The sequence below is a fragment of the Streptomyces sp. NPDC054765 genome (genome assembly GCF_053612065.1).
The window spans coordinates 73183-95984 of record NZ_JBSHBP010000015.1 but is presented as its reverse complement, the minus strand read 5'-3'; the positions used below and the strand labels follow the sequence as shown (position 1 = coordinate 95984).

At 72.2% G+C, this 22802-nt stretch carries 20 protein-coding genes and 1 pseudogene; 8 read left to right on the top strand and 13 right to left on the bottom strand.

The genetic code is table 11. The features are described from left to right. The first annotated feature begins 89 nt into the window (after nt 1-89). Nucleotides 90-668, top strand: a complete 579-nt coding sequence (soxR, locus tag ACWGJY_RS12750) for a redox-sensitive transcriptional activator SoxR (protein WP_453260801.1) — start codon at nt 90-92, stop codon at nt 666-668. A 47-nt stretch (nt 669-715) separates the two neighbouring features. Here the strand turns inward: soxR and ACWGJY_RS12745 are convergent, their stop codons facing one another. From ACWGJY_RS12745 to ACWGJY_RS12735, 3 genes and pseudogenes are all read right to left on the bottom strand, one after another. Beyond that, nucleotides 716-2158, bottom strand: a complete 1443-nt coding sequence (locus ACWGJY_RS12745; protein ID WP_453260800.1) for an amidase — start codon at nt 2156-2158, stop codon at nt 716-718. 158 nt (nt 2159-2316) lie between these two features. Then, a pseudogene (locus ACWGJY_RS12740) lies at nt 2317-2589 on the bottom strand (3-keto-5-aminohexanoate cleavage protein); the annotation flags it as partial. Nucleotides 2590-2686: 97 nt separating this feature from the next. Next, entirely contained in the window at nt 2687-3301 is a 615-nt protein-coding gene (locus ACWGJY_RS12735; RefSeq protein WP_453260799.1) for a hypothetical protein, read from the bottom strand. A 254-nt stretch (nt 3302-3555) separates the two neighbouring features. Between ACWGJY_RS12735 and ACWGJY_RS12730 the strand changes: the two genes are divergently transcribed. Continuing rightward, on the top strand, nt 3556-6381 hold the full coding sequence (locus tag ACWGJY_RS12730; RefSeq protein ID WP_453260798.1) for a penicillin acylase family protein: 2826 nt from the start codon (nt 3556-3558) through the stop codon (nt 6379-6381). 275 nt (nt 6382-6656) lie between these two features. Next, entirely contained in the window at nt 6657-7679 is a 1023-nt protein-coding gene (locus ACWGJY_RS12725) for a LysR family transcriptional regulator (protein WP_453260797.1), read from the top strand. Nucleotides 7680-7700: 21 nt separating this feature from the next. Here the strand turns inward: ACWGJY_RS12725 and ACWGJY_RS12720 are convergent, their stop codons facing one another. After that, nucleotides 7701-9047, bottom strand: a complete 1347-nt coding sequence (locus ACWGJY_RS12720; protein WP_453260796.1) for an MFS transporter — start codon at nt 9045-9047, stop codon at nt 7701-7703. Nucleotides 9048-9287: 240 nt separating this feature from the next. Here ACWGJY_RS12720 and ACWGJY_RS12715 point away from each other — a divergent pair, with 240 nt between their 5' ends. Continuing rightward, entirely contained in the window at nt 9288-10238 is a 951-nt protein-coding gene (locus tag ACWGJY_RS12715; protein ID WP_453260795.1) for an MOSC domain-containing protein, read from the top strand. Between the two features lie 69 nt (nt 10239-10307). On the opposite strand, the gene ACWGJY_RS12710 is transcribed toward ACWGJY_RS12715, so the two are convergent. Continuing rightward, nucleotides 10308-11570 (bottom strand): exo-beta-N-acetylmuramidase NamZ family protein, encoded by a 1263-nt coding sequence (locus tag ACWGJY_RS12710; RefSeq protein ID WP_453260794.1) that lies wholly within the window; start codon nt 11568-11570, stop codon nt 10308-10310. A 172-nt stretch (nt 11571-11742) separates the two neighbouring features. Between ACWGJY_RS12710 and ACWGJY_RS12705 the strand changes: the two genes are divergently transcribed. The 4 genes from ACWGJY_RS12705 to ACWGJY_RS12690 all read left to right on the top strand — a co-directional run bounded on the left by ACWGJY_RS12705 (nt 11743) and on the right by ACWGJY_RS12690 (nt 15969). Then, complete coding sequence (locus tag ACWGJY_RS12705) at nt 11743-12516, top strand: SDR family oxidoreductase (RefSeq protein ID WP_453260793.1); 774 nt, start codon at nt 11743-11745, stop codon at nt 12514-12516. Nucleotides 12517-12637: 121 nt separating this feature from the next. Further along, complete coding sequence (locus tag ACWGJY_RS12700; protein ID WP_453260792.1) at nt 12638-14332, top strand: AMP-binding protein; 1695 nt, start codon at nt 12638-12640, stop codon at nt 14330-14332. Nucleotides 14333-14359: 27 nt separating this feature from the next. Next, nucleotides 14360-14971 (top strand): TetR/AcrR family transcriptional regulator, encoded by a 612-nt coding sequence (locus tag ACWGJY_RS12695; RefSeq protein WP_453260791.1) that lies wholly within the window; start codon nt 14360-14362, stop codon nt 14969-14971. Nucleotides 14972-15339: 368 nt separating this feature from the next. Further along, nucleotides 15340-15969 carry a class I SAM-dependent methyltransferase gene (locus ACWGJY_RS12690; protein ID WP_453260790.1) on the top strand — a complete coding sequence of 210 codons (630 nt, stop codon included), beginning with the start codon at nt 15340-15342 and terminating at the stop codon, nt 15967-15969. On the opposite strand, the gene ACWGJY_RS12685 is transcribed toward ACWGJY_RS12690, so the two are convergent. The 8 genes from ACWGJY_RS12685 to ACWGJY_RS12650 all read right to left on the bottom strand — a co-directional run bounded on the left by ACWGJY_RS12685 (nt 15957) and on the right by ACWGJY_RS12650 (nt 22757). Then, nucleotides 15957-16598 carry a MerR family transcriptional regulator gene (locus ACWGJY_RS12685; RefSeq protein WP_453260789.1) on the bottom strand — a complete coding sequence of 214 codons (642 nt, stop codon included), beginning with the start codon at nt 16596-16598 and terminating at the stop codon, nt 15957-15959. The genes ACWGJY_RS12690 and ACWGJY_RS12685 overlap by 13 nt on opposite strands. Before the next feature lie 150 nt (nt 16599-16748). Then, on the bottom strand, nt 16749-17981 hold the full coding sequence (locus tag ACWGJY_RS12680; RefSeq protein ID WP_453260788.1) for an acyl-CoA dehydrogenase family protein: 1233 nt from the start codon (nt 17979-17981) through the stop codon (nt 16749-16751). A gap of 7 nt (nt 17982-17988) precedes the next feature. Then, the gene (locus ACWGJY_RS12675; protein ID WP_453260787.1) at nt 17989-19047 is read right to left on the bottom strand and encodes a phosphotransferase family protein; all 1059 of its coding nucleotides are present in this window, start codon (nt 19045-19047) and stop codon (nt 17989-17991) included. Nucleotides 19048-19237: 190 nt separating this feature from the next. Beyond that, nucleotides 19238-20284 carry an MBL fold metallo-hydrolase gene (locus tag ACWGJY_RS12670; protein ID WP_453260786.1) on the bottom strand — a complete coding sequence of 349 codons (1047 nt, stop codon included), beginning with the start codon at nt 20282-20284 and terminating at the stop codon, nt 19238-19240. 128 nt (nt 20285-20412) lie between these two features. Then, entirely contained in the window at nt 20413-20775 is a 363-nt protein-coding gene (locus ACWGJY_RS12665) for a DUF202 domain-containing protein (protein WP_453260785.1), read from the bottom strand. Between the two features lie 3 nt (nt 20776-20778). Continuing rightward, nucleotides 20779-21189, bottom strand: a complete 411-nt coding sequence (locus ACWGJY_RS12660) for a YidH family protein (RefSeq protein WP_453260784.1) — start codon at nt 21187-21189, stop codon at nt 20779-20781. 43 nt (nt 21190-21232) lie between these two features. Continuing rightward, entirely contained in the window at nt 21233-21766 is a 534-nt protein-coding gene (locus ACWGJY_RS12655; protein WP_453260783.1) for an NUDIX hydrolase, read from the bottom strand. Between the two features lie 97 nt (nt 21767-21863). Further along, nucleotides 21864-22757 carry a DMT family transporter gene (locus ACWGJY_RS12650; protein WP_453260782.1) on the bottom strand — a complete coding sequence of 298 codons (894 nt, stop codon included), beginning with the start codon at nt 22755-22757 and terminating at the stop codon, nt 21864-21866. Nucleotides 22758-22802 lie beyond the last annotated feature (45 nt).

The window sequence follows — 22802 nt, the reverse complement described above, 5'->3', positions numbered from 1 at the left end:
CGCCCGTGGAAGGCCGGGGCCCGGGTCCGTGCCGGTGGGCCGGGGCGCGGGGCGGAAGGGACCTGACAGGCAGGCCCTAGGGTGGAACCGTGCCCCAGCTTCCGTACACGGTCCATGAGCTCACCGTCGGCCAGCTGTCCGCGCGCAGCGGTGCCGCGGTCTCCGCGCTGCACTTCTACGAGTCCAAGGGGCTGATCAGCAGCACCCGGACGGCGGGCAACCAGCGTCGCTACACGCGTGACGCACTGCGCCGGGTCGCGTTCGTGCGGGCGGCGCAGCGGGTCGGGATCCCGCTCGCCGTGATCAGGGACGCGCTGGCGGAGCTGCCCGACGAGCGCACCCCCAACCGCGACGACTGGGCCCGGCTCTCCCAGGTCTGGCGCTCCGAGCTGGACGAGCGGATCAGTCAGCTCGTCGAACTGCGGGACCGGTTGACCGACTGCATCGGCTGCGGCTGCCTCTCGCTGGAGAAGTGCGCGCTGTCGAACCCGTACGACGGCCTCGGCGAACAGGGCCCCGGTGCGCGGCGGTTGCGGGTCGACCGGAGCGCCATGGACCCGCAGGGGGCCAGGGAGCGCGCCGGCGGTGACCACCAGCGGCATACGGCGGGTCAGCGGACCGGGCAGGGCGACCAGGAGGCACCGGGGTGCTGCACGGGCGGGCCGTGAGCGCGGGTGCGCCCGCCGCCCGGCGGGCGCACCTGTTCCGTCTTCCGTCACCACATGGGCGGGGTGCGGCCCGCCCATGGCCGGGCCTGCTCCAGCTGTGCGGACAGTGCGATCAAGGTGGCCTCGTCGCCGTACCGCCCGGCCAGCATCACCCCGATCGGCAGGCCCTCGGCGTTCCACTGCAACGGGACGCTCACCGCGGGCTGGCCGGTGGCGTTGTAGAGCGCGGTGAACGGCGTGAAGGCGCCGATGGCGGCGAACTCGGTCTGGGGATCGGCGTCATGGCGCAGCTCCCCGACCAGAACCGGCGGCGCGGCCACCGTCGGTGTGAGGATCACGTCATAGCCGGTGCCCGGCGGCATCAGACCGTCCGCGAGGGACTGGGCGAGGATCCGGAACGCGTACACCGAGCGGGCGAAGTCCGTACCGGAGACCTCGGCGCCGCGGGCCCGCAGATAACGGGTGAGCGGCATCAGCAGCTCCTCGCGCTCCGGCGGCAGCGGGCGGTTGGCGGCCAGCACCGACCAGACGCGGGTGAACGCAGGGAGAATGCCCTCGTCGACGGGCAGCGACAGCTCCTCCACCTCGTGGCCGAGTCCGGTCAGCAGCGCGGCGGTGTCGGTGGTGGCGGTGCGGCAGTCGGGGTGGACCTCGACACCGGGGACGGGTGCCTCGGTGAGGCAGGCGATCCGCAGCCGCCCGGGGTCGCGGCGGGCGTGGTCGGCGAAGGTCTCCCCGGGCGGCAGCGACGGCGCCGCGTACGGGTCGCCGGGCATCGCGCCCGCCAGGACGTCCAGCAAGGTGGCGGCATCGGCGACCGTACGGGCCAGCGGCCCGGAGGTGGCCAGGCCAGTGACGTCATGGAGCAGCGGGCCGCCGCTGACCCGGCCGCGGCTGGGCTTGATGCCGAACAGCCCGCAGACCGAGGCCGGGATACGGATCGAGCCGCCGCCGTCGCTGGCGTGCGCGACCGGCGCCAGACCGCCGGCCACGGCCGCGGCCGCCCCGCCGCTGGAGCCGCCCGCCGAGCGCGCCAGGTCCCACGGGGTGCGGGCGGGCGGCGCGAGGTCGTTCTCGGTGTAGCAAGGCAGCCCGAATTCGGGGGTGTTGGTCTTGCCGAGCAGGATCGTGCCGCCCGCCCGCAGCTTCTGGACGACATGGTCGTCGACGGCCGGCACGTGCTCGGCCAGTGCCCGCGAACCCATGGTGCAGCGCACCCCGGCCACCTGGTTGAGGTCCTTCACCGGGACGGGGACACCGTGCAACGGCGGGAGTCCGCGGCCCTCACGGCGGGCCGCGGTGGCCTCGCTCTCGGCGTCCGAGGCCTGCTTGCGGGCGATCTCCGGGGTCCGGGTGAGGAATGCGCCGAGTGAGTCGTCGAGCCGCTCGATCCGGGTCAGGTAGTGCTCGGTGAGTTCGACGGGGGAGAGCTCACCCGACCGGATTTTCCCGGCCTGTTCGAGCGCGGTCAGATCGTGCAGTTCGGCCATGGACGTTCACCCTCTCCTGCGGGTGCCCGCACGGCCTGGTGCCGTACGGGCAGGAGGGCCGGCGCCGGCCGGGCGCGATGCCGGTGCGGGGGTCGGCCCGTGAACAGTTGTTTCAGCTTGAGGGGCAGCTCGTAAAGGCCGTACAGGCAGGAACTGCTCCGCTCCGCACGGCGCGCGGGATCCGGCTCGGCCCAGGCGCCGGTCGTCACCCCGACCGGGACGTCCGCCACCGCCCGGATGGCTTCCAGGGCGGCGGCCACCACCCGCGGCGCAAGCGGATCCCGGCCGCACGGGGGCTTGGGGCGGACATGGACCTCGTCGGCACCGGCCGCCACCGCCTGCCGCGCGGCCTCGGCGAGGGCGGGCGGTGAGCTCGGCACCGCCCCCGAACCGGCAGCCGTCCGGGGGCCGTTGAGACGTACCTGAAGCATGCCCCCGATGATGACAGCAGGGTCTGACAGCGCCCCTGACCTCGGGCGCTGCGGTATTCGGCGGTGCCCGGCGCTGAGCTGCGCCGCCCGGCGACGGTCAGGCCGCCGCGAACGCCCCCGGCCCGTGCACCCGGCCGGCGGCGGTCAGCACCTCGGGTGTCAGGACGGACACCGGGGCCAGCACCCCGCACTGCCGGCAGGCCGGCCCGGGTGCCGGGTCGGCCGCGGAGTCCGGGAGCCAGTCGAAGCGGGTGCCGCCGCACACCGGGCAGTCGTGGCGCGGCCGTCCCGCCTCCATCGCCGCGATCATGCTGCGCAGCACCACCGCGAGGCGGGCCGCGGGGTGCCGTTGCGGTGACTCGCACGGCACGATGTCACAGCCGCCCCAGGTCCGCCGGTGCCATTCGTCAATCGCACCGGGCTGCCGGATGCCGTCGTGCTTCTCCTTGCGGCGCCGGGCGGCGAACTCCTGCTCGTACGCGAGCCAGAGGGCGCGGGCCTCTTCCAGCTCGCCCAGCGCGGCCATCAGCCGCTCCGGATCGGGATCGCGGTCCTGGGTCGCGATACCGGCCCGGGTGCACAGATGGTGCCAGGTCGCCCGGTGCCCGTAAGGGGCGAAGCGTTCAAGGCACTTGCGCAGGGCGGTGCGTCGCTGAGCCGCGACGAGTCGTGGATTGCGGACCTGTTCTGCGAGGGCTCTGAAACCGGCCATTTCATCCCACCTCCGTGGGGAGGATCCGACTGGACGGGGATGGGACGTAACCGATCGCCCATTGGATCCATCGAACTTTCTTGCGGTTTTGGGGCGATGTTGCGAGGCGTCACGGCGGGTGCGGGCAGAAACTCCGGCGCAAGAAGGAAAGTTGACTGTTGTTCATCTTCCGGTCGCGGATAACCGCCGGTAACGTCCCGCCCGCCCGCCCCCACGCTCTTGACGAGCAGGGGGACCCCCATCGAGGAGCAGGAATGCGACGACGTACCGGAAGGCTCAGGGCTGCCGCCGCCGCGGCGCTGTTCGCCTTGGGTGCCACGTTCTTGGCACCGCCCCCCACCGTGGCCATGGCTGCCGCGCCGAACGACGCCAACGACTACTGCCAGGGTCAGTGCGCCGACATCCTGCCGCCCGGCGCCACCGGCAACGCCACCCTGATGGAGATCCTCGGCAACAAGCTGTTCGGCACCCATCCCGAGCACACCACCGACCAGCTCGCCCCGTACGGCGCGCTGGCGAGCGGCTATCAGTCGCTCACCGACGACACTCTCACCCAGTTCTTCAACGACTCCTCCTTCGGCGTCCCCCAGGACCAGGTCGGCAAGGTCACCTCGCCCCGCGACGACGTCACCATCACCCGGGACAAGAAGACCGGTGTCCCGCACATCAAGGGCACCACCCGCTACGGCACCGAATACGGCGCCGGCTACGCCGCGGGCCAGGACCGGCTGTGGCTGATGGACCTCTTCCGTCACATCGGCCGCGGCGAACTGACCTCCTTCGCCGGCGGCGCACTCGCCAACCAGGGCCTGGAGCAGCAGTTCTGGCCGCAGGCGCCGTACACCGAGGAGGACCTGCAACAGCAGGTCGACTACATCAGGGACCACAACGGCGAGCGCGGCAAGCAGGCCATGGCGGACGCCCAGGCCTATGTCGACGGCATCAACGCCTACCGCGAACAGTCCAAGAACGGCCGCTATTTCCCCGGTGAGTACGTCCTCACCGGCCATGTCGACGCGATCACCAACGCCGGAGAGATCCAGCCTTTCCAGCTCACCGACCTGATAGCACTGGCCTCCGTCGTCGGCGGTCTCTTCGGCAACGGCGGTGGCGGCGAGGTCCCCTCGGCCCTCGCGCTGCTCTCCGCCCAGCAGAAGTACGGCGTCGAGAAGGGCACCGAGGTCTGGGAGTCCTTCCGGGAGCGCAACGATCCCGAGGCCGCCAAGACCCTGCACGACGGCAGCAGCTTCCCGTACGCCGTCAAACCGGCCAAGGCCAAGGGCACGGCGCTGCCCGACCGCGGTTCGGTCACCCCCGAGCCGCTGGTCTTCGACCGCACCGGCGCGGCCACCGTCAAGAGCGGGACGCCGCCCCGCACCCCGGTCAAGGCGCCGGAGAAGTACCGGAAGCTGGAGGGCCTCTTCAAGGACGGGGTACTGCCCGAGGGCAGCTTCAACCCCACCCAGCACCGCGGGATGTCCAACGCCCTGCTGGTCTCCGGCAAGCACACCGCGAGCGGCCACCCGGTCGCCGTCTTCGGCCCGCAGACCGGCTACTTCGCGCCCCAGCTGCTGATGCTCCAGGAGATCCAGGGACCCGGCATCAGCGCCCGCGGCGCCTCCTTCGCGGGCGTCGGGATGTACATCCAGCTCGGCCGCGGCCAGGACTACGCCTGGAGCGCCACCTCCGCCGGCCAGGACATCACCGACACCTACGCCGTCGAGCTGTGCAACGCGGACGGCTCCGCGCCCACCAAGGACTCCACCTCCTACCGCTACCGCGGCGCCTGTGTCCCCATGGAGAAGCTGGAGCGCACCAACTCCTGGAAGCCCACCGTCGCCGACCCGACGGCGGCCGGCTCCTACCGGATGCAGGTCTTCCGTACCAAGTACGGGACCGTCACCCACCGCGCCACCATCGACGGCAAGCCCGTCGCCTACACCGCGCAGCGCTCCACCTACCGTCACGAGGCCGACTCGATCATCGGTTTCCAGATGCTCAACGACCCGTCCTTCGTGCACGACGCCCAGACCTTCCAGCAGGCGGCCCAGCACATCGGCTACGCCTTCAACTGGTTCTACGCCGACTCCCGTGACATCGCGTTCTACAACAGCGGCCTCAACCCGGTCCGCAACCCCGATGTCGATCCGTCCCTGCCCGTCAAGGCGGACGACGCCTACGAGTGGAAGGGCTACGACCCGGCCACCAACACCACCGACTACACCCCGCCCGCCCAGCATCCGCAGTCGGTCGACCAGGACTACTACATCTCCTGGAACAACAAACAGGCCAAGGACTACGACTCGGCCGGCTTCGGCAACGGCTCGGTGCACCGCGGCAATCTGCTGGACGACCGGGTGCGTGCCCTGACCAAGGACGGCGGGGTGACCCGGGCGTCGCTGACCCGGGCCATGTCCGAGGCCGCCGTCACCGATCTGCGCGGCGAGGACGTGCTGCCCGACCTCCTGCGGGTCCTGGGCAGCAAGCCCGTCACCGACCCGAAGCTGAAGACCGCGGTCCAGCAGCTGGCGGCCTGGCGCAAGGACGGCGCCCAGCGCCGGGAGACCGCAGCGGGCTCGCACACCTACACCCACCCCGACGCCGTACGCCTCATGGACGCCTGGTGGCCGCTGATGACCGAAGCCGTCTTCAAGCCGGGCCTCGGCGGCGACCTCTACGACGCGCTGCGCGCCAACCTCGCCATCGACGAATCCCCGTCGGCCGGCCACGGCCCGACCGGGGCGCACGCCGGATCGGCGTTCCAGTACGGCTGGTGGAGCTACGCGGACAAGGATCTGCGGTCGGTGCTCGGCGACAAGGTGGCGGGCCCCCTCGCGCAGCCGTACTGCGGCAACGGTGACCTGTCCGCCTGCCGCGACACCCTGCTGGCCACGCTCCAGCAGGCGAGCGGGAAGACGGCCGAGCAGGTCTACCCCGGCGACGACAGCTGCAAGGCCGGCGACCAGTGGTGTGCGGATGCGATCATCCAGCGGGCGGTGGGCGGTCTGACCCACGACACCATCAGCTGGCAGAACCGGCCGACCTACCAGCAGGTCGTGGAGTTCCCGGCACACCGGTAGAGACGGACCACCGGGCGGACCGGTTTCTCCCGTCCCGGCCGGCGGACCGCACGCACCCTCAGCAGGCCCCGGGCACCCGCCCGGGGCCTGTGCGGATTCCCGCACGGAGCCGGAACTTCCGTACGGCCGCGGTCATTTCACGGAGTCCGCGAACGCTTCCGGTCAATTCCGGAATAAATCCCGCGCTGCTCCCGGCCGTCCCCGGGCGGGTTTTCCGCACGGGTTATGCTGCACAGTCCTGTAATTCCAGGGGATGGGAAAGCGAGTAGGGGCGGATGGCCATGTCAGGTCCGCAGCAGTACCCGACGGAGCTGCTGGATACCACCATGGACCAGCTGCGCACGCTGATCGTCGTCCACGAGGCGGGTACCGCGCTGGGCGCCGCGCGCCGGCTGGGCCGCGAACAGTCCAGTGTGCAAAAGCAGCTGGACACCATGAACCGCACCTTCTCCGCGCTGTGCGGTGAGGAGCTGGTCCTCAAGCAGGGCCGCGGGCAGGATGCCCTGTTCACCGCGACCGGCGAGGCACTCGTCGAACTGGCGCGGCGCACCCTGGGGGAGTGGTCGGACGGTCTGCACGACGCCCGCCGGCGGCTCGGCCGGACGCTGTCCGTCGGCACCACCCGCTACACGCTCGGCTTTCTGCTGGACGCGGTGGAGCGCGTCACCGAGGACTACGAGCGCGACGACGTCGATCTCAAGGTCACCCACGTCCGCACCGGCGACCTCTTCGCCAAATTGCGCTCCAAGGAACTCGACCTGGTCTGCGGCAGCGTCGTGGTCACCGAGGCGGACGAAGCGGAACTGCTGGCTCCGTACGAGGTGATGGAATGGCGGCGCAGCGGGCTCTCCCTGCTGACGAACCTGCCGCCGGAGCGGCTCCCCGGCACCTCCTTCAGCGCCCGCGACCTGCCCCGGCTGCCGCTGGTCGTCTCCGCGCGCGGTCTGATCGGCCGCTTCCTGACCTCCTGGTACGGCCCCGACTACCGGCAGAAGCTCTCCATCGCGGCCGAGATCGAGGCCGCACACTACGGCTTCGAACTGCTGCGCTCGGGGGTGGTGAGCGGGGCGATGCTGGTCACCCGGGGCATCGGCGAGGCGGCCGCGGACGGCAGCCTCCCGGAGGCCGGCGGACTGCGCACCCTGAAGATCGTCGGGGAGGTGGGCCCCCGGACCGAGGTGCTCGTCGGCGTCTTCACCCGCCGCGGGGAGCGGGACTCCTGCACCCCCGGCCATCCCCTCAACCTCCTGTGGGACGCACTGTCCGGGGAGAGCGGGCGGTGGTGGCTGAGGTCGTGAGCGCGGGGCAGGAACGACACCTCAGACCAGCTCACGCTCCCGGGTCTCCGGCAGCGCCCATACGCACAGCAGCGAGACGACCGCCATCGCGCTGACGTACCAGCCCACCGAGGCCGAGCCGTACGCCGACTGGAGCCGGGTGGCGGCCAGCGGGGCCACCGCGCCGCCCAGCACGCCGCCCAGGTTGTAGGCCAGCGAAGCGCCCGAGTACCGCACCGTCGCGCTGAACAGTTCCGGCAGACAGGCGCCCATCGGGCCGTACACCACGCCCATGCAGAACAGCGCGCCACCGATGCCGACGCCGATCAGCACCGGCTGTGCGGTGTCCAGCAGCGGGAAGAGCAGCAGTCCCCACACCACCGCGAGGCCGCTCCCGGCGAGGATCAGCCTGCGGCGGCCGGCACGGTCGGAGCGGGTGGCGGCGAGCCAGGTACCGGCGGCCAGGAAGAGGCAGGCGACGAGGGAGAGTCCCAGCATGGTGTTGCGGGAGATGCCGAGGGTGCCGGTGGCGTACGAGAGGCAGTAGGTCGTCGCGGTGTAGAAGAGGCCATACGCGATGATCATGCTGCCCGCGCCCAGCAGCAGTTCGCGCGGGTGCCGGCGCAGCACCTCGGCGGCGGGGACCCTGGCGGCCTCCTGGGCGTCGAGCACCTTCGCGAAGACCGGCGTCTCACTGATCTTCAGCCGTACGAACAGCCCGACGCCCACCAGCAGGAACGACAACAGGAACGGGACCCGCCAGCCCCACGAGCGGAACGCCGCATCGTCGAGTCCGGCCGACAACAGCCAGAACACCCCGGTCGCCGCGAAGAACCCGACGGACGGGCCGAGTTGCGGGAACGCCGCATACAGCCCCCGGCGTGCGCGCGGCGCATGCTCGACCGCGAGCAGCGCGGCCCCGCCCCACTCACCGCCCAGGCCGATGCCCTGCAGAAAGCGCAGCGCGATCAGCAGCAGCGGCGCCCAGATGCCCCAGGTGCGATAGCCCGGGAGCAGCCCGACGCACGCCGTCGAGAGCCCCATCAGCAGCAGCGAGGCGACCAGGACCGATTTCCGGCCCACCCGGTCCCCGAAATGGCCGAAGATCACCGAGCCGAGCGGCCGCGCGGCGAACGCCACCGCGTAGGTGGAGAAGGACGCGAGGGTGGCGTTGACCGGGTTGAGCGTCGGGAAGAACGCCTGGTTGAGGACGAGCGCGGCGGCCGTCCCGTAGATGTAGAAGTCGTAGAACTCGATGGCCGTCCCGATGAACGAGGCCACCGCCACCCGGCGCAGGCTCTCCCCGCCGCCGGCTTCCCCGCCCGTCTCCGCCGGAGAATCCGCTGAGGTTTCCGCCGCTGTCCGTGCTGCTGTCGCGTCACTGCTCACCAGCGCACTTTCCGGCTCGGAGCCGGGGACAGTCAAGGGGTGAAACGGCCCGTCTCGACTCCTGAGACCGAGCCAGGCCCGGACCGCGACCGGCCCAATGCCCTTACCCCGTACGGTGGATACCGCTGCCGCACCGCACGGCAGCGGGTGAGCTTCTCCTGCCGGGCGGTGGTGATCCTCATGGCGCCACCCCGCCAGGACTGATGCTCTCCTCTGGCTGTCGACCGAAGGAGGCGGCACATGTCTGGCATCACGGACCTGATCTGTTACCCCGTCAAGGGGTGCGCGGGCACGCCGGTGAGCGAAGCGCTCCTCACTCCGGCAGGTCTGGCGCATGACCGCAGCTTCATGGTCATCAGCGAGGACGGGGTCTACCGCACCCAGCGACGCCACCCCCGCCTCGCCCTGATCCGGCCCGCCATCAGCACCGACGGCACCCGGCTCACGCTGGATTCGGCCGACGCAACAGGCCGTTACGGCACGGCGTGCCTTGAGGTGACCACGTCCGCGCCGCGCCGCGACGTCGATCTGTTCGGCGCCGCCTTCCAGGGGATCGACCAGGGCGCCGACGCCGCCGCCTGGCTCTCGGAGTTCCTCGGCGCCCCCAGCCGCCTGGTCCGCGTGCCACCCGAGCACGACCGGGTCGCCGACGGCCTGACGCCCGGCCCCTCCGGCTACGCCGACAGCAGTGCCGTGCACCTGCTCTCCCGCTCCTCCCTCACCCTCCTCAACCGGCGGATGGCCGAGCGTGGCGCCCCGCCGCTGCCGATGAACCGCTTCCGCCCGAACATCGTCGTCGACAGCCGCCCCGGCGACGGCGACGGTCACGGCCGTCACGGCGACGGCGGCGACTGGGCGGCCGTACCGCACACCGAGGACCGCGCCCGCCGTATCACCATCGGCGGGGCCGAGTTGGGCTACGCCAAGCTCGCGGTGCGGTGCGCGGTCACCCTGGTCGATCAGGAGGCCGGCGCACGGCAGGGGCGGGAGCCGCTGCGCACCCTCGCCGGCTACCGGCGAGCGGTGAGTGGGGGTGTGGTGTTCGGTGCGAAGTTCTCCGTGGTGCGGCCGGGAAAGCTGTCGGTGGGCGACGAGGTGGTCGTTGAGGAGTGGGGCGACGTCGAAGCGGTGAGAACTCCGGCCGGAGTGCGTCAGGGCGTCGCCGGCAGCTCGGTGCGCACCCGGGGGTGAGGAAGGCGTCGTGGATGCCGTCGCGTACCTCCCGGTGGATCCGCAGGCGGCGGAACCGGCGAACGCCCCTCACGGATAGCGCAGATACCGCCGCCGCACGACGCGGAAGCGCTGGAGGCCCTCCTGCCAGGCGGCGACGATGTCGTCCGGCCCCGCGCCCGCGTCGGTCATCGTCCGCACGGCCGAGGAGCCGGTCAGCCGGTCGATGCCGTGGTCCGGCCGCCAGGCGAAGCCGCTCCAGACCCGCTTCGCGGTCACCAGGAGGGCGATGCCGGTGCGTACCGGGTCGAAGGCCGCGCGGTCGTGGACATGCAGCTGGACGCCGCCGATCGTCCTGCCCTGGAACTTGGAGAAGGCCGGGGCGAAGTAGGCCTCCCTGAAGTGGACGCCGGGCAGGCCCAGTTCCGTGACGGCCGCGGCCCACCGCCGGTCGATGCCGTCCGCGCCCAGCAGCTCGAAGGGGCGGGTGGTGCCGCGTCCCTCGGAGAGGTTGGTGCCCTCGAAGAGGCAGGTGCCGGAGTAGACGAGGGCGGTGTCGGGCGTGGGCATGTTGGGGCTCGGCGGCACCCAGGGCAGACCGGTGGCCGGGAAGAAGTCGCCGCGCCGCCAGCCGGTCATCCGGACGGTCTCCAGCTCGACCGGGCGGCCGGCGGCCTGCGGGACGAACTCGCCGTTGAACAGCAGCGCCAGCTCCGTCACCGTCATCCCGTGCGCCTGCGCGATCGGCTCCCGGCCGACGAAGGAGGCGTACGCCTTGTCGAGCACCGGGCCGGTGGCCGGGCGGCCGGTGACCGGGTTGGGCCGGTCCAGGACCAGGAAGCGCTTGCCGGCGAGCACCGCCGCCACCATGCAGTCGTACAACGTCCAGATGTAGGTGTAGAAGCGCGCGCCCACGTCCTGGATGTCGAAGACGACGGTGTCCACACCGGAGGCGGTGAAGACGGCGGCGAGTTCCCGGCCGCTCTTGTTGTACGTGTCGTAGACCGGCAGGCCGGTGGCCGGGTCGTCGTAGCGGCCCTCGGAGCCGCCGGCCTGCGCGGTGCCCCGGAATCCGTGCTCGGGGCCGAAGACGGCGGTCAGCCGCACCCGGTCGTCGGCGTGCATCACGTCCACGATGTGCCGCAGGTCCTGGGTGACGCCGGTGGGGTTGGTGACGATGCCGGCCCGGTGGCCGTCCAGGAGGCGGTAGCCGTCGGCGGACAGCCGGTCGAAGCCGGTGTGCACCCGCCGCCGCCCGCCGGGCGCCGGCGACGCCGCACGGGCGGGGCCCGCGGCCGGCACCGCACCGGCCGCCGCCAGCCGCCCGAGCAGAACGCGTCTCGACAGAGCCATGCGCACACCTCCGTGATCAGGGAATCAACCGGGTACGTGTCGTGTGCACGCTAACGCGCTCGGGGGCGTGGCGGAACGGACCCGGCCGTACGACAACGGGCTCTTCCGTCAGGACATACCGACTGGTTAGTCTGCCTGTCAGTCGAACCGACGCGACCGAGGGAGACCCAGCGTGGAAGCCGTACGGGACAAGACCGTTGTCGTGACCGGGGCGGGCGGGGGGATCGGTGCCGCGCTGGCCCGCCGGTTCGCCGCCGAGGGCGCCCGGGTCGTGGTCAACGATCTGGACGGTGCCAAGGCGGCGAAGACCGCCGAGGAGATCGGGGCGGTCGCGGTCCCCGGCGACGCCTCCGCCGTCGTCCCGGCCGCGCGGGCGGCGCTCGGCGGCCGCATCGACATCTTCTGCGCCAACGCCGGGGTCGGTACCGGCGGCGGGCCCGAGGCGTCCGAGGAGGACTGGACGCTCGCCTGGGACGTCAATGTCATGGCTCATGTGCGGGCCGCGCGTGAGCTGGTGCCGGAGTGGCTGGAGCGCGGCAGCGGGCGCTTCATCTCCACGGTGTCCGCCGCCGGCCTGCTCACCATGGTCGCCGCGGCCCCGTACAGCGTCACCAAACACGGCGCCTACGCCTTCGCCGAGTGGCTCTCGCTGACCTACCGGCACCGCGGCATCGACGTCCACGCCATCTGCCCCCAGGGCGTCCGCACCGACATGCTGGCCGCCACCGGAGCCGCCGGGGACCTGGTCCTGACGCCCACGGCCGTGGAGCCCGAGGCCGTCGCCGAGGCGCTCTTCGCGGCGATGGCCGAGGGCCGCTTCCTGGTCCTGCCCCACCCGGAGGTCGCGGACTACTACACCGCGCGGGCCGCGGACCCCGACCGCTGGCTCAACGGGATGAACCACCTCCAGCGGAAGCTGGAGCGGGCCGAGGGCGGCCGCCCCTGAGGCGGGTACGCCCCGGCAGGCCGGGTGACGGGCCGGCCGGGCGGGGCAGGTCACCCCGCGTCACCCAGGTGCCTCCCCCGCAGGGATGATCAGGCGATCAGGAAGAAAGGGCCGCACCCCGATGACCTCCTACCAGGACAGGCCGTGGCTGGCACAGCTCAGTGACGCCCAGCGTGCCCCCGTCCAGCCGCCCCCCTCGGTGCTGCACGCCTTCCGGGCCGCGGTGGGCCGCGTCCCCGGCCGCACGGCGCTCGCCTACTTCGACGGCCGGCTGTCCTACGCCGAGACCGATGCGCTCTCCGACGGCATCGCCGTCCACCTCGCCGGGCGCGGCTTCGGGCGCGGCGACCGGGCCGCGGTCATGCTGCAGAACACCCCGCACTTCGTGCTCGCCCTGCTCGGCGTCTGGAAGGCCGGCGGTGTGGTCGTGCCGGTCAACCCCATGTACAAGTCCGCCGAGATGCGGCACATCCTGGACGACGCCGAGGTCACCGCCGTCATCTGCGCCGACCACACCTGGGACGGCTTTCTGCGCGCCACCGCCGCCCGGACGCCGTCCGTACGGATCGCGCTCACCGCCCGGGAGCGGGATCTGCAGACCCGCGACGACCGGCGGGTGCTGCGCGGTGAGCGGCTCGGGCCGCAGGAGGGCGCCGACGATCTGCTGACCGTCGCCCGCACCGGAGCGGGGGTACCTTCCACGGCCTCGGGGCAGCGGGGGAGGACCCGTGCGGTGCCGGCCGACCCGGAGCCCACCGCCGGCGACCTCGCGCTGATCAGCTACACCTCCGGCACCAGCGGCACCCCCAAGGGCGCCACCAACACCCACGGCAACATCACCTACAACGCCGAACGCCAGCGCACCGGCCTGGGCCTGCCCGACGGCGCCACCTACTTCGCGCTCGCCCCGCTCTTCCACATCACCGGCATGGTCTGCGAACTGGCCGCCTGCGTCGCCAACTCCGGCACCCTCGCGCTCGCCTACCGCTTCGACGCGGGTGTCGTCCTGGACGCCTTCCTGGAGCACCGTCCCGCCTATACGGTCGGCCCGTCCACCGCCTATATGGCGCTGATGGCCCACCCCGGCGTCACCCGCGACCACTTCGCGTCCTTCCGGACCATGTCCTCGGGCGGCGCGCCGCTGCCGCCCGCCCTCGTCGAGAAGTTCCGCACCGACTTCGGGCCGTACCTCCACAACGGCTACGGCCTGACCGAGTGCACCGCCCCCTGTGCCAGCGTCCCGCCCGGCCGGGAAGCGCCCGTCGACAAGGTCTCCGGCACGCTCGCCGTGGGCGTACCCGGACCCGACACCGTCGTACGGATCACCGACGAGAACGGCGCGGACCTGCCGTTCGGTGAGCAGGGCGAGATAGCGGTCCGCGGCCCCCAGGTCGTCCCCGGCTACTGGCGCCGCCCCGACGCCACCGCCGAGGTCCTCCCGGACGGCGAGCTGCGCACCGGAGACATCGGCTTCATGGACACCGGCGGCTGGCTGTATGTCGTCGACCGCAAGAAGGACATGATCAACGCCTCCGGCTTCAAGGTCTGGCCACGCGAGGTGGAGGACGTCCTCTACAGCCACCCGGCGGTGCGCGAGGCGGCGGTCGTCGGGGTGCCGGACGCCTACCGCGGCGAGTCGGTCAAGGCCTATGTCAGCCTGCGCCCCGGCACCGCCCCGGAACCGGCCGAGCTGGCCGCTTACTGCAAGGAACGGCTCGCGGCCTACAAATATCCCCGCGTGGTGGAGATCCTGGCCGAGCTTCCCAAGACCACGAGTGGCAAGATCCTCCGACGGGAGCTGCGCCACCGCGCATGACGAGAGCACGAAGGACAGGTGAGGGCGATGGCCGGCACGAAGGACGGCAACGGCAACGGCAACGGCAGTGCGAAGCCGGTGGCCCAGCGGCTGCTGGCCACCGCCACCAGGCTCTTCGCCGAGCAGGGCTATGACCGCACCTCCGTCCAGGAGATCGTCGATGCGGCGGGCGTCACCAAGGGCGCCCTGTATCACTACTTCGGTTCCAAGGAGGATCTGCTCCACGAGGTCTACGGCCGGGTCCTGCGCCTCCAGCAGGAGCGGCTCGACCACTTCGCCGGCGCCGACGCGCCGGTGGAGCGGCGACTGCGCGACGCGGCCGCCGATGTCGTCGTCACCACCATCGAGAACCTCGACGACACCAAGATCTTCTTCCGCTCGATGCACCACCTCAGTCCGGAGAAGGACAAGCAGGTACGCGCCGAACGACGGCGTTACCACGAGCGGTTCCGGGCCCTGGTCGAGGAGGGCCAGCGCGCCGGTGTGTTCGCCGCCGACATCCCCGCCGACCTCGTCGTGGACTACCACTTCGGCTCCGTGCACCACCTGGGGACGTGGTACCGCGAGGACGGGCCGCTCAGCCCGCAGCAGGTCGCGGACCATCTCGCGGAGCTGCTGCTGCGCGCCCTGCGGCCGTGAGTCCGCAGGCCGGTCCGGTGAGACGGCAGGCGGGTCCGGTGGCTCCGTGGGTGCGGGCGGTCCGGCGTCGTGGCCCGGGGCCGGCGCCGTGTCTTCTCGGCCACATTTTCCCGGGGTGAAGCGGCCGCATCTGCTCACCGTGCGTTGGGGGCCGGTCACGCCGGGGTGAGCCCGGCTGCCGCGCGGCGGGCCCGGCAGGGCCCGCACCGCATCTTCCGGAATTTATTGGATTGCGCGCAAGGCCAGTGGGCATGCGCCCCGGGCGATAACACTCACAGGGGCGGATCCGGCTCGGGGGTGTCCCGATCCGCCATCGGTAACTTACGGTATCGATAGTACTGCTATCACTACCGATATTGGGTGGCCCTGTGGCTGAAGTGACGCTGTTTCTCCGGGAGTACGCACGGACGCGCCGGGAGGTGGGCGCGATCGCGCCGAGCAGCCCCCGGCTGAGCAGGGCCCTGACCCGCTACCTGATCCCCAGCCCCGGCCGTCCCCGCGCGGTCCTGGAGGTGGGGCCGGGCACCGGAGCGGTGACCCGCCACATCGCCGGTGCGCTCGGCCGGGAGGACACCCTTGATCTGGTCGAGGCCAACCCGCGCTTCGTCGACATCCTGCGCGGTGTCCACGGCGGCGACCCGCGGCTGCAGTTCCTCACCGGCCTGGTGCAGGAGCACGAACTCGGCAGCTACGACACGATCGTCTGCGGTCTGCCGTTCGCGAACTTCGACGCCCCGACGACGACGGACATCTTCGACCGGCTGCTCGGCGCCCTGCGGCCCGGCGGCACGCTCTCCTTCTTCGGCTACGTGGGAGGGCAGACGGTGCGCCGCACCTTCACCGGGGGAGCGGCGCGCATCCACGCCCTCAACGGGCAGAACGCACTGCGCCGGATACTGGACCGGCACACCTTCCGTACGGAACTGGTGCTGGGCAACCTGCCGCCGGCCCGGGTGCATCACCTCGTACCGGCCGGCGAACCCGTTCACCCCGGGTGAGTCCGCGCCGCCACCCGCCGCGAGACGTCCTCCTGGGCGATCCGCCGTAGCCCGGCCATCGCCGCGTCGCCGAGTACGGTCCCGAGCACCGCGCCCTCGATCTTGGCGTCGAGGCTCGGGACCCTGTCGAACGCGGCCAGCTCGGCGGCGGCGAGGATCGACGCGGCCTCCGCGTACCGGTCCAGCAGCGCGAGCAGCTCACTCCGGTCGAGCTCGTGCAAGGCCACCACGACCTGTACGAGCGTCTGCCACCCCGGGTTCTCGGGGCGCACCGTCCAGCCGTGCCGCCGCACCAGCTCCGCGACCTCCCGCTCGGCGCGCTCCCATGTCTCGTCGGTGCCCCGCTCGGCGGCCACCCGGCTGACCGCCGACTGCGCGGTCCCGAGCATGCCGTGCACGGTGTTGCCCGGGGAGTCGATCCCCGACAGCACCTCACCGGCAGCCGCGATGGACAGTCCGCCCACTTCGGTCAGCGCGCGGATCAGCTTCAGGCGCCGGATGTGCGAATCCGCATACCGGACCTGGTTGGGACTGATGCGCTCGCCCGCGGGCAACATGCCCTCCCGCGTGTAGTACTTGATCGTCGGAACCGGCACCCCGGTCCGCCGCGCCAGTTCTCCGATACGCATCCCCCGAGGATAGCGGCGCACCCACCCGGGCCGGGGCCCACTTCGGAGGCCAAGAAGGGCGCCCCGCGCTGCCGGCGGGCGCCTGTCCGTCCGCGGGTCCGGTCACCGCGGGCCGCGTCGCCGGACCGGCAACGCCTTACGGGTAACGCCTTACAGGTAACGCTTCAACTCCCGTCGTGCCAGCGACCGTTGGTGTACCTCGTCCGGGCCGTCCGCGAGCTGGAGCGTGCGGGCGCCGGCCCACAGTTCCGCCAGCGGGAAGTCCTGGCTGACGCCGCCCGCGCCGTGCAGCTGGACCGCCTTGTCGAGGATGCCCACGACCGTGCGCGGAGTGGCGATCTTGATGGACTGGATCTCGGTGTGGGCCCCCTTGTTGCCGACGGTGTCCATCAGCCAGGCGGTCTTCAGCACCAGCAGCCTCAGCTGTTCCACCGCCACCCGGGCGTCCGCGATCCACTCCTGCACGACGCCCTGCCGGGCCAGCGGCTCGCCGAAGGCCGTACGGGTCACCGCGCGGCGGCACATCAGCTCGATCGCGCGCTCGGCCATCCCGATCAGCCGCATGCAGTGGTGGATCCGGCCGGGGCCGAGCCGGGCCTGGGCGATGCCGAAGCCGCCGCCCTCCTCGCCGATCAGGTTGGCCGCCGGCACCCGCACGTCGTGGAAGACCACCTCGGCGTGGCCGCCGTGGTAGTGGTCCTCGTAGCCGTAGACCTGCATGGCGCGCTTGACCTCCAGGCCGGGAGTGTCGCGCGGCACCAGGATCATCGACTGCTGGCGGCGGATGTCCGCGCCGTCCGGGTCGGTCTTGCCCATCACGATGAAGATCTGGCACAGCGGGTTCATCGCCCCGGAGATGTACCACTTGCGCCCGTTGATGACGTAGCTGTCGCCGTCCCGCGCGATATGCGTCTCGATGTTGGTGGCGTCCGACGAGGCCACCTCCGGCTCGGTCATCGCGAACGCCGACCGGATCTCGCCGGCCAGCAGCGGCTGGAGCCACTGCTTCTGCTGCGCCTCGTTGCCGAACTGCGCCAGCACCTCCATATTGCCGGTGTCCGGCGCCGCGCAGTTCAGCGCGGTGGGCGCCAACTGGGGGCTGCGGCCGGTGATTTCGGCCAGCGGGGCGTACTGGAGGTTGGTCAGGCCGGCGCCGTGCTCCGCGCCGGGGAGGCTGTGCTGATCCACAAAGAACAGGTTCCACAGGCCCTGCCGGCGGGCCTCGGCCTTGAGTTCCTCGACGACCGCCGGGGTGTCCCACGGCGAGGAGAGCGCAGCCCGCTGCTCATGGGCGGTCTGCTCGGCCGGGTGGACATGCTCGTCCATGAACGTCAGGAGCTGTGCGCGCAGTTCCTCGGTCCGGGCGTCGAATGCGAAGTCCATGGGTGCCTCAGCCTTCCTTGAGGGTGGTGAGTCCGTGCTCGATGAAGACGGGGACCAGCTCGCCGATCCGGTCGAACCCGGCGCCGACGGTCTGGCCGAGCGTGAAGCGGTAGTGGATGCCTTCGAGGATCACGGCGAGCTTGAACCAGGCGAACGCCGTGTACCAGGCGAGGGCGGAGGTGTCCCGGCCGGAGCGGGCGGCATAGCGCTCGATCAGCTCGGCCGGCGAGGGGTGGCCGGGGGCGCCGCTGGTGGTGCTGACCGGCGACTCGGGCAGGCCCAGGTCCGAGCTGTACATCGCCAGCAGGCCGAGGTCGGTCAGCGGATCGCCGAGCGTGGACATCTCCCAGTCCAGTACGGCCGTGATCGTGTCATCGGCCCCGACCAGAACGTTGTCGAGGCGGTAGTCGCCGTGTACGACGGCCGGTGCGGGCGAGGTGGGCAGCGCCCGGCCCAGTGCCTCGTGCAGCTCGTCGATCCCCGGCAGGTCGCGGTTCTTGGAGGCGCTCAACTGCTGGCCCCAGCGCCGCAGTTGCCGCTCCAAAAAGCCCTCGGGGCGGCCGAAGTCACCGAGCCCGACCGCCTCGGGGTCCACGGCGTGCAGGTCCACGAGCGTATCGACCAGGGAGAGCACCACGGCCCGGGTGCGCTCGGGGCCGAGCGCGGCCAGCTCGCCGGCCGTGCGGTACGGCACGCCCTCGACCAGCTCCATCACATAGAAGGGTGCGCCGATGACCGCCTCGTCCTCGCACAGCAGCAGGGTCTCGGGCACCGGCACCGGCGTCTCGTGCAGGGCGCTGATGACGCGGTGCTCGCGCCGCATGTCGTGCGCGGTGGCCAGCACATGGCCGAGCGGCGGCCGGCGGACGACCCAGGACGCGGCACCGTCGGTGACGCGGTAGGTGAGGTTGGACCGCCCGCCCTCGATCAGCCGGGCCCGCAGCGGGCCGCCGGCCAGCCCCGGCCGCTCCCGGTCCAGATGCGCGCGCAGTCGCTCCAGGCCGAGGCCGGGAGGATCCTCGTCCGCCCCGCCTCGGGCCTGTGGGGGAGGGGTGCCCATGCTCATCGTGCTCCTCCGTACGGAGTGGACGGTCCATCGGTCGCAGCACGATCATGCCGACTAGTCGGTATGGAGTCCAGTGACGGGGCGTGGGGCGTCGGTCACGCGGGGGTTTTCCGCCATGCCGGCGGATCCCGCCGCTCCGGTGACCCTCCCGCAGCGGCCGCCCCTGCGCACCGGGCGCACGGGGCCGGCCTCATGCGTGACAGGCCATCGGCACCCCGCCGTTCATGACCGTCATGTCCGCGAACCCCACCATGGGGTCGAGCGGGGCACCCGGTGCGGCGCCCGCCAGCTCCGCGTACGCCCGGTGCAGATTCGCCACCAGCCGCTCGCTCTCGGCCAGCTCGGCGAACGGGCCGAGGTCCGCCTCCCGGGCCACCTCCAGCGGCGTACGGCCGGCCGCCCGGCCCTCGCGCGCCAGCCGGCCGACGAACCGCAGATAGCGCTCGATGTCGTCATAGACCTCCGGGCCGGTCACCGGACCGTGCCCGGGCACGACGGTGACCGCGTCCAGGGTGCGCAGCAGCTCCAGGGCACGCAGCGATCCGGCCAGCGAACCCATGAAGACGAACGGCGTGCCGCCGTGGAAGACCAGATCGCCGGCGAAGACGATGCGCTGCCGGGGCAGCCAGACCAGCGTGTCGCCGGTGGTGTGCGCCACGCCCGGATGGATCAGCCGCACCTCGATGTCGCCGACGTGCAGGGCCAGCTCGTCGGTGTAGGTGACCTCCGGCGCCGTCAGACGGATGTCGCCGTACTCCACTCCCGGCCACACCGCATGCAGCTGCTGCCCGGCGGCCAGCAGCTCACGGCGGCAGGAGGCATGCCCGATGACCGTGGCCCCGGGCGTGAACACACAGTTGCCGTAGGTGTGGTCGCCGTGGTGGTGGGTGTTCACCACCATCCGGGGCGCGGGCGCGCCGCTCTCGGCGATCCTCCGGCGCAGCAGGCGCGCCCGGCGCTCGGTGGCGGCGGTGTCCACGAGCAGGGTGGCGTCCCCGTCGGTGACGAGGCCCGCGTTGTTCAGGCACCAGCCACCGTCCGGCTGGATGAACGCGTGCACACCGGCGGCCAGTTCGGTGAGGTAGGGCTCGGGCAGGGGGTGCCCGGCGGCGGGCGGGGCGCCTGCGGGACTCCCGTCGGCCGGCGGTCCGGCGGCGTCCGGCCCGAAGGCGCCGGGCCCTGAGGTCCGTGCCGACGGGGTCCCCTCCGGTGTGTTCCGTGCTGCCGAGTCGGTCATGCGGGTGTGTCCCCTCGTCCGGTGGTTCTGTATGCCCCTCGCCGGGGCGGGGTCCGTGCCCGATCCGGTGATCACGAGGGTCGCGTCACCGTACCCCCGCGGCCCGCCTCGGGGCACCGCGCCCCGTCTCAGTGCCCCGGCCACACCAGGATCAACGCGCCGCACAGCGCCTGCGCGAGCGTGCTGCCGACCAGCAGCAGCGCGGTCCGCGGCGGCAGGCCCGGTGGCCGGCCGGTGGTCATCTGCTGCATCCTGCGGTGCGCGAGCGCCACGAACACCATCCACAGCAGCCCCATCAGCACTGCCAGAACCACTTCCACCGGTCCCGGGGCCGCGCTCCGCAGCAGCTGACGGCCGGCCAGCACCGCCACCGCCGTGGCGGACAGGGTCGTACGCCGCCACGCCAGCCTGGTGCGCTCCGGCTGCAGCCCGGGGTCCCGGTCGGGAGCCGGCCGCGGTGCCCCCGCGTCCGGCCGCGCTCCGCCCGTCATCGGCTAGCCGGACCAGCCCACGAGGACCAGCACGACCACCGCCACCGCCAGTACGCCGACGCCCAGCGCCAGCGCCGTGGGGAAGCGGGTGACCGGCAGATCCTCGCCGCGCCGCATCGCACGCTCGCAGCGCACCCAGTGATTGACCGCCCGCAGCGCACACAGCGCGCCGCCCACCAGCAGGACGACGGTGAAGGTCACCCGCAGCCCCTGGTGCAGCCGGGGCAGGAACTGGTCCACCGCGAACCCGCCGCCGACCAGCGCCAGCCCGGTGCGCAGCCAGGCGAGAAAGGTGCGTTCATTGGCGAGCGAGAAGCGGTAGTCGGGCGTGTCGCCCTCGTCGCGGACCCGCGCGGGTGACAACCACAGCCGTACGGCCGCGCCGGCCGACCGCAGTCCCTCGGTGAGGATCATGGCCGAAACCCTATCGGCCGGCCCGTCCCGTGCCCGGGGTGCATCAGAGCTCCCCCGCCTCCCGCCGGGTGACCAGCTGCCGGTACGCGGCGAGCCCGTCCGGCGTCCACGGCCACTCCCCGAGCCGCCGGGTCAGCTCCTCCTCCGTCAGGAACGCGTACCAGTCGATCTCCGACTCCTGCGGGGCGACCGGCAGGGTGCAGCGCACCTGGTAGACCGCGGACCACCAGGTGTGCTCGGCCGTCTCGTAGAGGAACTTGAACAGCGGTTCCGGCGGCTGCAGCCCCTGGACGCCCAGCTCCTCCTCCGCCTCGCGCAGCGCCGCCTGGTCGTAGGTCTCACCGGTGCCGACCACCCCTCCCACGAACATGTCGTAGTGCGCGGGGAAGACGAGCTTTTGCGGGGTGCGGCGGTGGACGAAGATCCGGTCCCGGTCGTCCCGGGCGAGGACGAACGACGCCCGGGTACGCATCCGGCGGGCGTATGCCTCACCGCGTGGGGCCTGCCCCACGACCTGATCGTTCTCATCGACGACGTCGAGGATCTCGTCCGCGCTGAGCGGTTGCTGATCGGTCATGGGGCCATGCAACCACCCGGGCCCGGGGCGGGGCCCACCGGGCGGCCGTCTCCGGAAGCGGCTGCCACCGAGGGGGAAGCGGCCGGGACGGGCCCCGTCAGCGCGGCTGCAGCTCCCGTACGTTCTCCCTCCGGCCGGACCCCGGCGGCATCGCCGGATGGCTGCCGATCAGCACGATGCCCGCGACGACGGCGACGATCCCGGCCACCTCCCACGCCAGCGCGCCGGGCGTCACCCGGAGCTGGTCGCCGAGGAACCCGACCCCGCAGGCGATACCGGCCAGCGGCTGGGCGGCGGTCAGCGCGGGCAGCGAGAGCCGCAGCGGCGCCGACTCGAAGGCGCTCTGGACGAGCACCAGCGCCAGCACACCGAGCACCACGATGGCGTACGGCTGCCAGCTGGTGAGCAGCGCCGACCAGCCGCCCGCGCCGAAGTGCTCACCGCTGATCCGGGTCAGCGCGTCCTGCAGCCCGTAGATCAGCCCTGCCGCGATGCCCAGCAGCGCGGCCTCCAGACTCACATGCACCCGCTCCCGCTTGGCGACCGCCGCCAGCAGCAAGGCGGTGCCCAGCACCATGCCCATGATCAGCCACTGCCACAGATGATCGCCGTTGCGCTGTCCGCCCTGCGGACGCCCGGCCACGATGAAGGCCGTGACCCCGCCCGCCAGCAGCCACAGTCCGGCCCAGCCGCTACGGCCGAGCCGCTGCCGGGTCAGCCGCCGTGACAGCGCCATCGCGAACAGCAGATTGGTCGCCAGCAGCGGCTCCACGAGGGTGATGTCGCCCATGCCCAGCGCCACCGCGCCGAGTGCCATCCCGACCACCATCAGCCCGATACCGGCCAGCCACAGTGGCACCCTTACCAGGTCCAGCAGCAGTCGTACGGACAGGTAGTCCTTCATCGGGGCGTGCTGCGCCGCGGCCTGCTGAAACACGAAACCGAGTCCCAGACAGCAGGCCGCTCCAAGGGCGAGCAGTATCACCGTCACGTCGCACCTCGTATCGCGCGGGGCGGGGGATGCGCCTGAGGATAG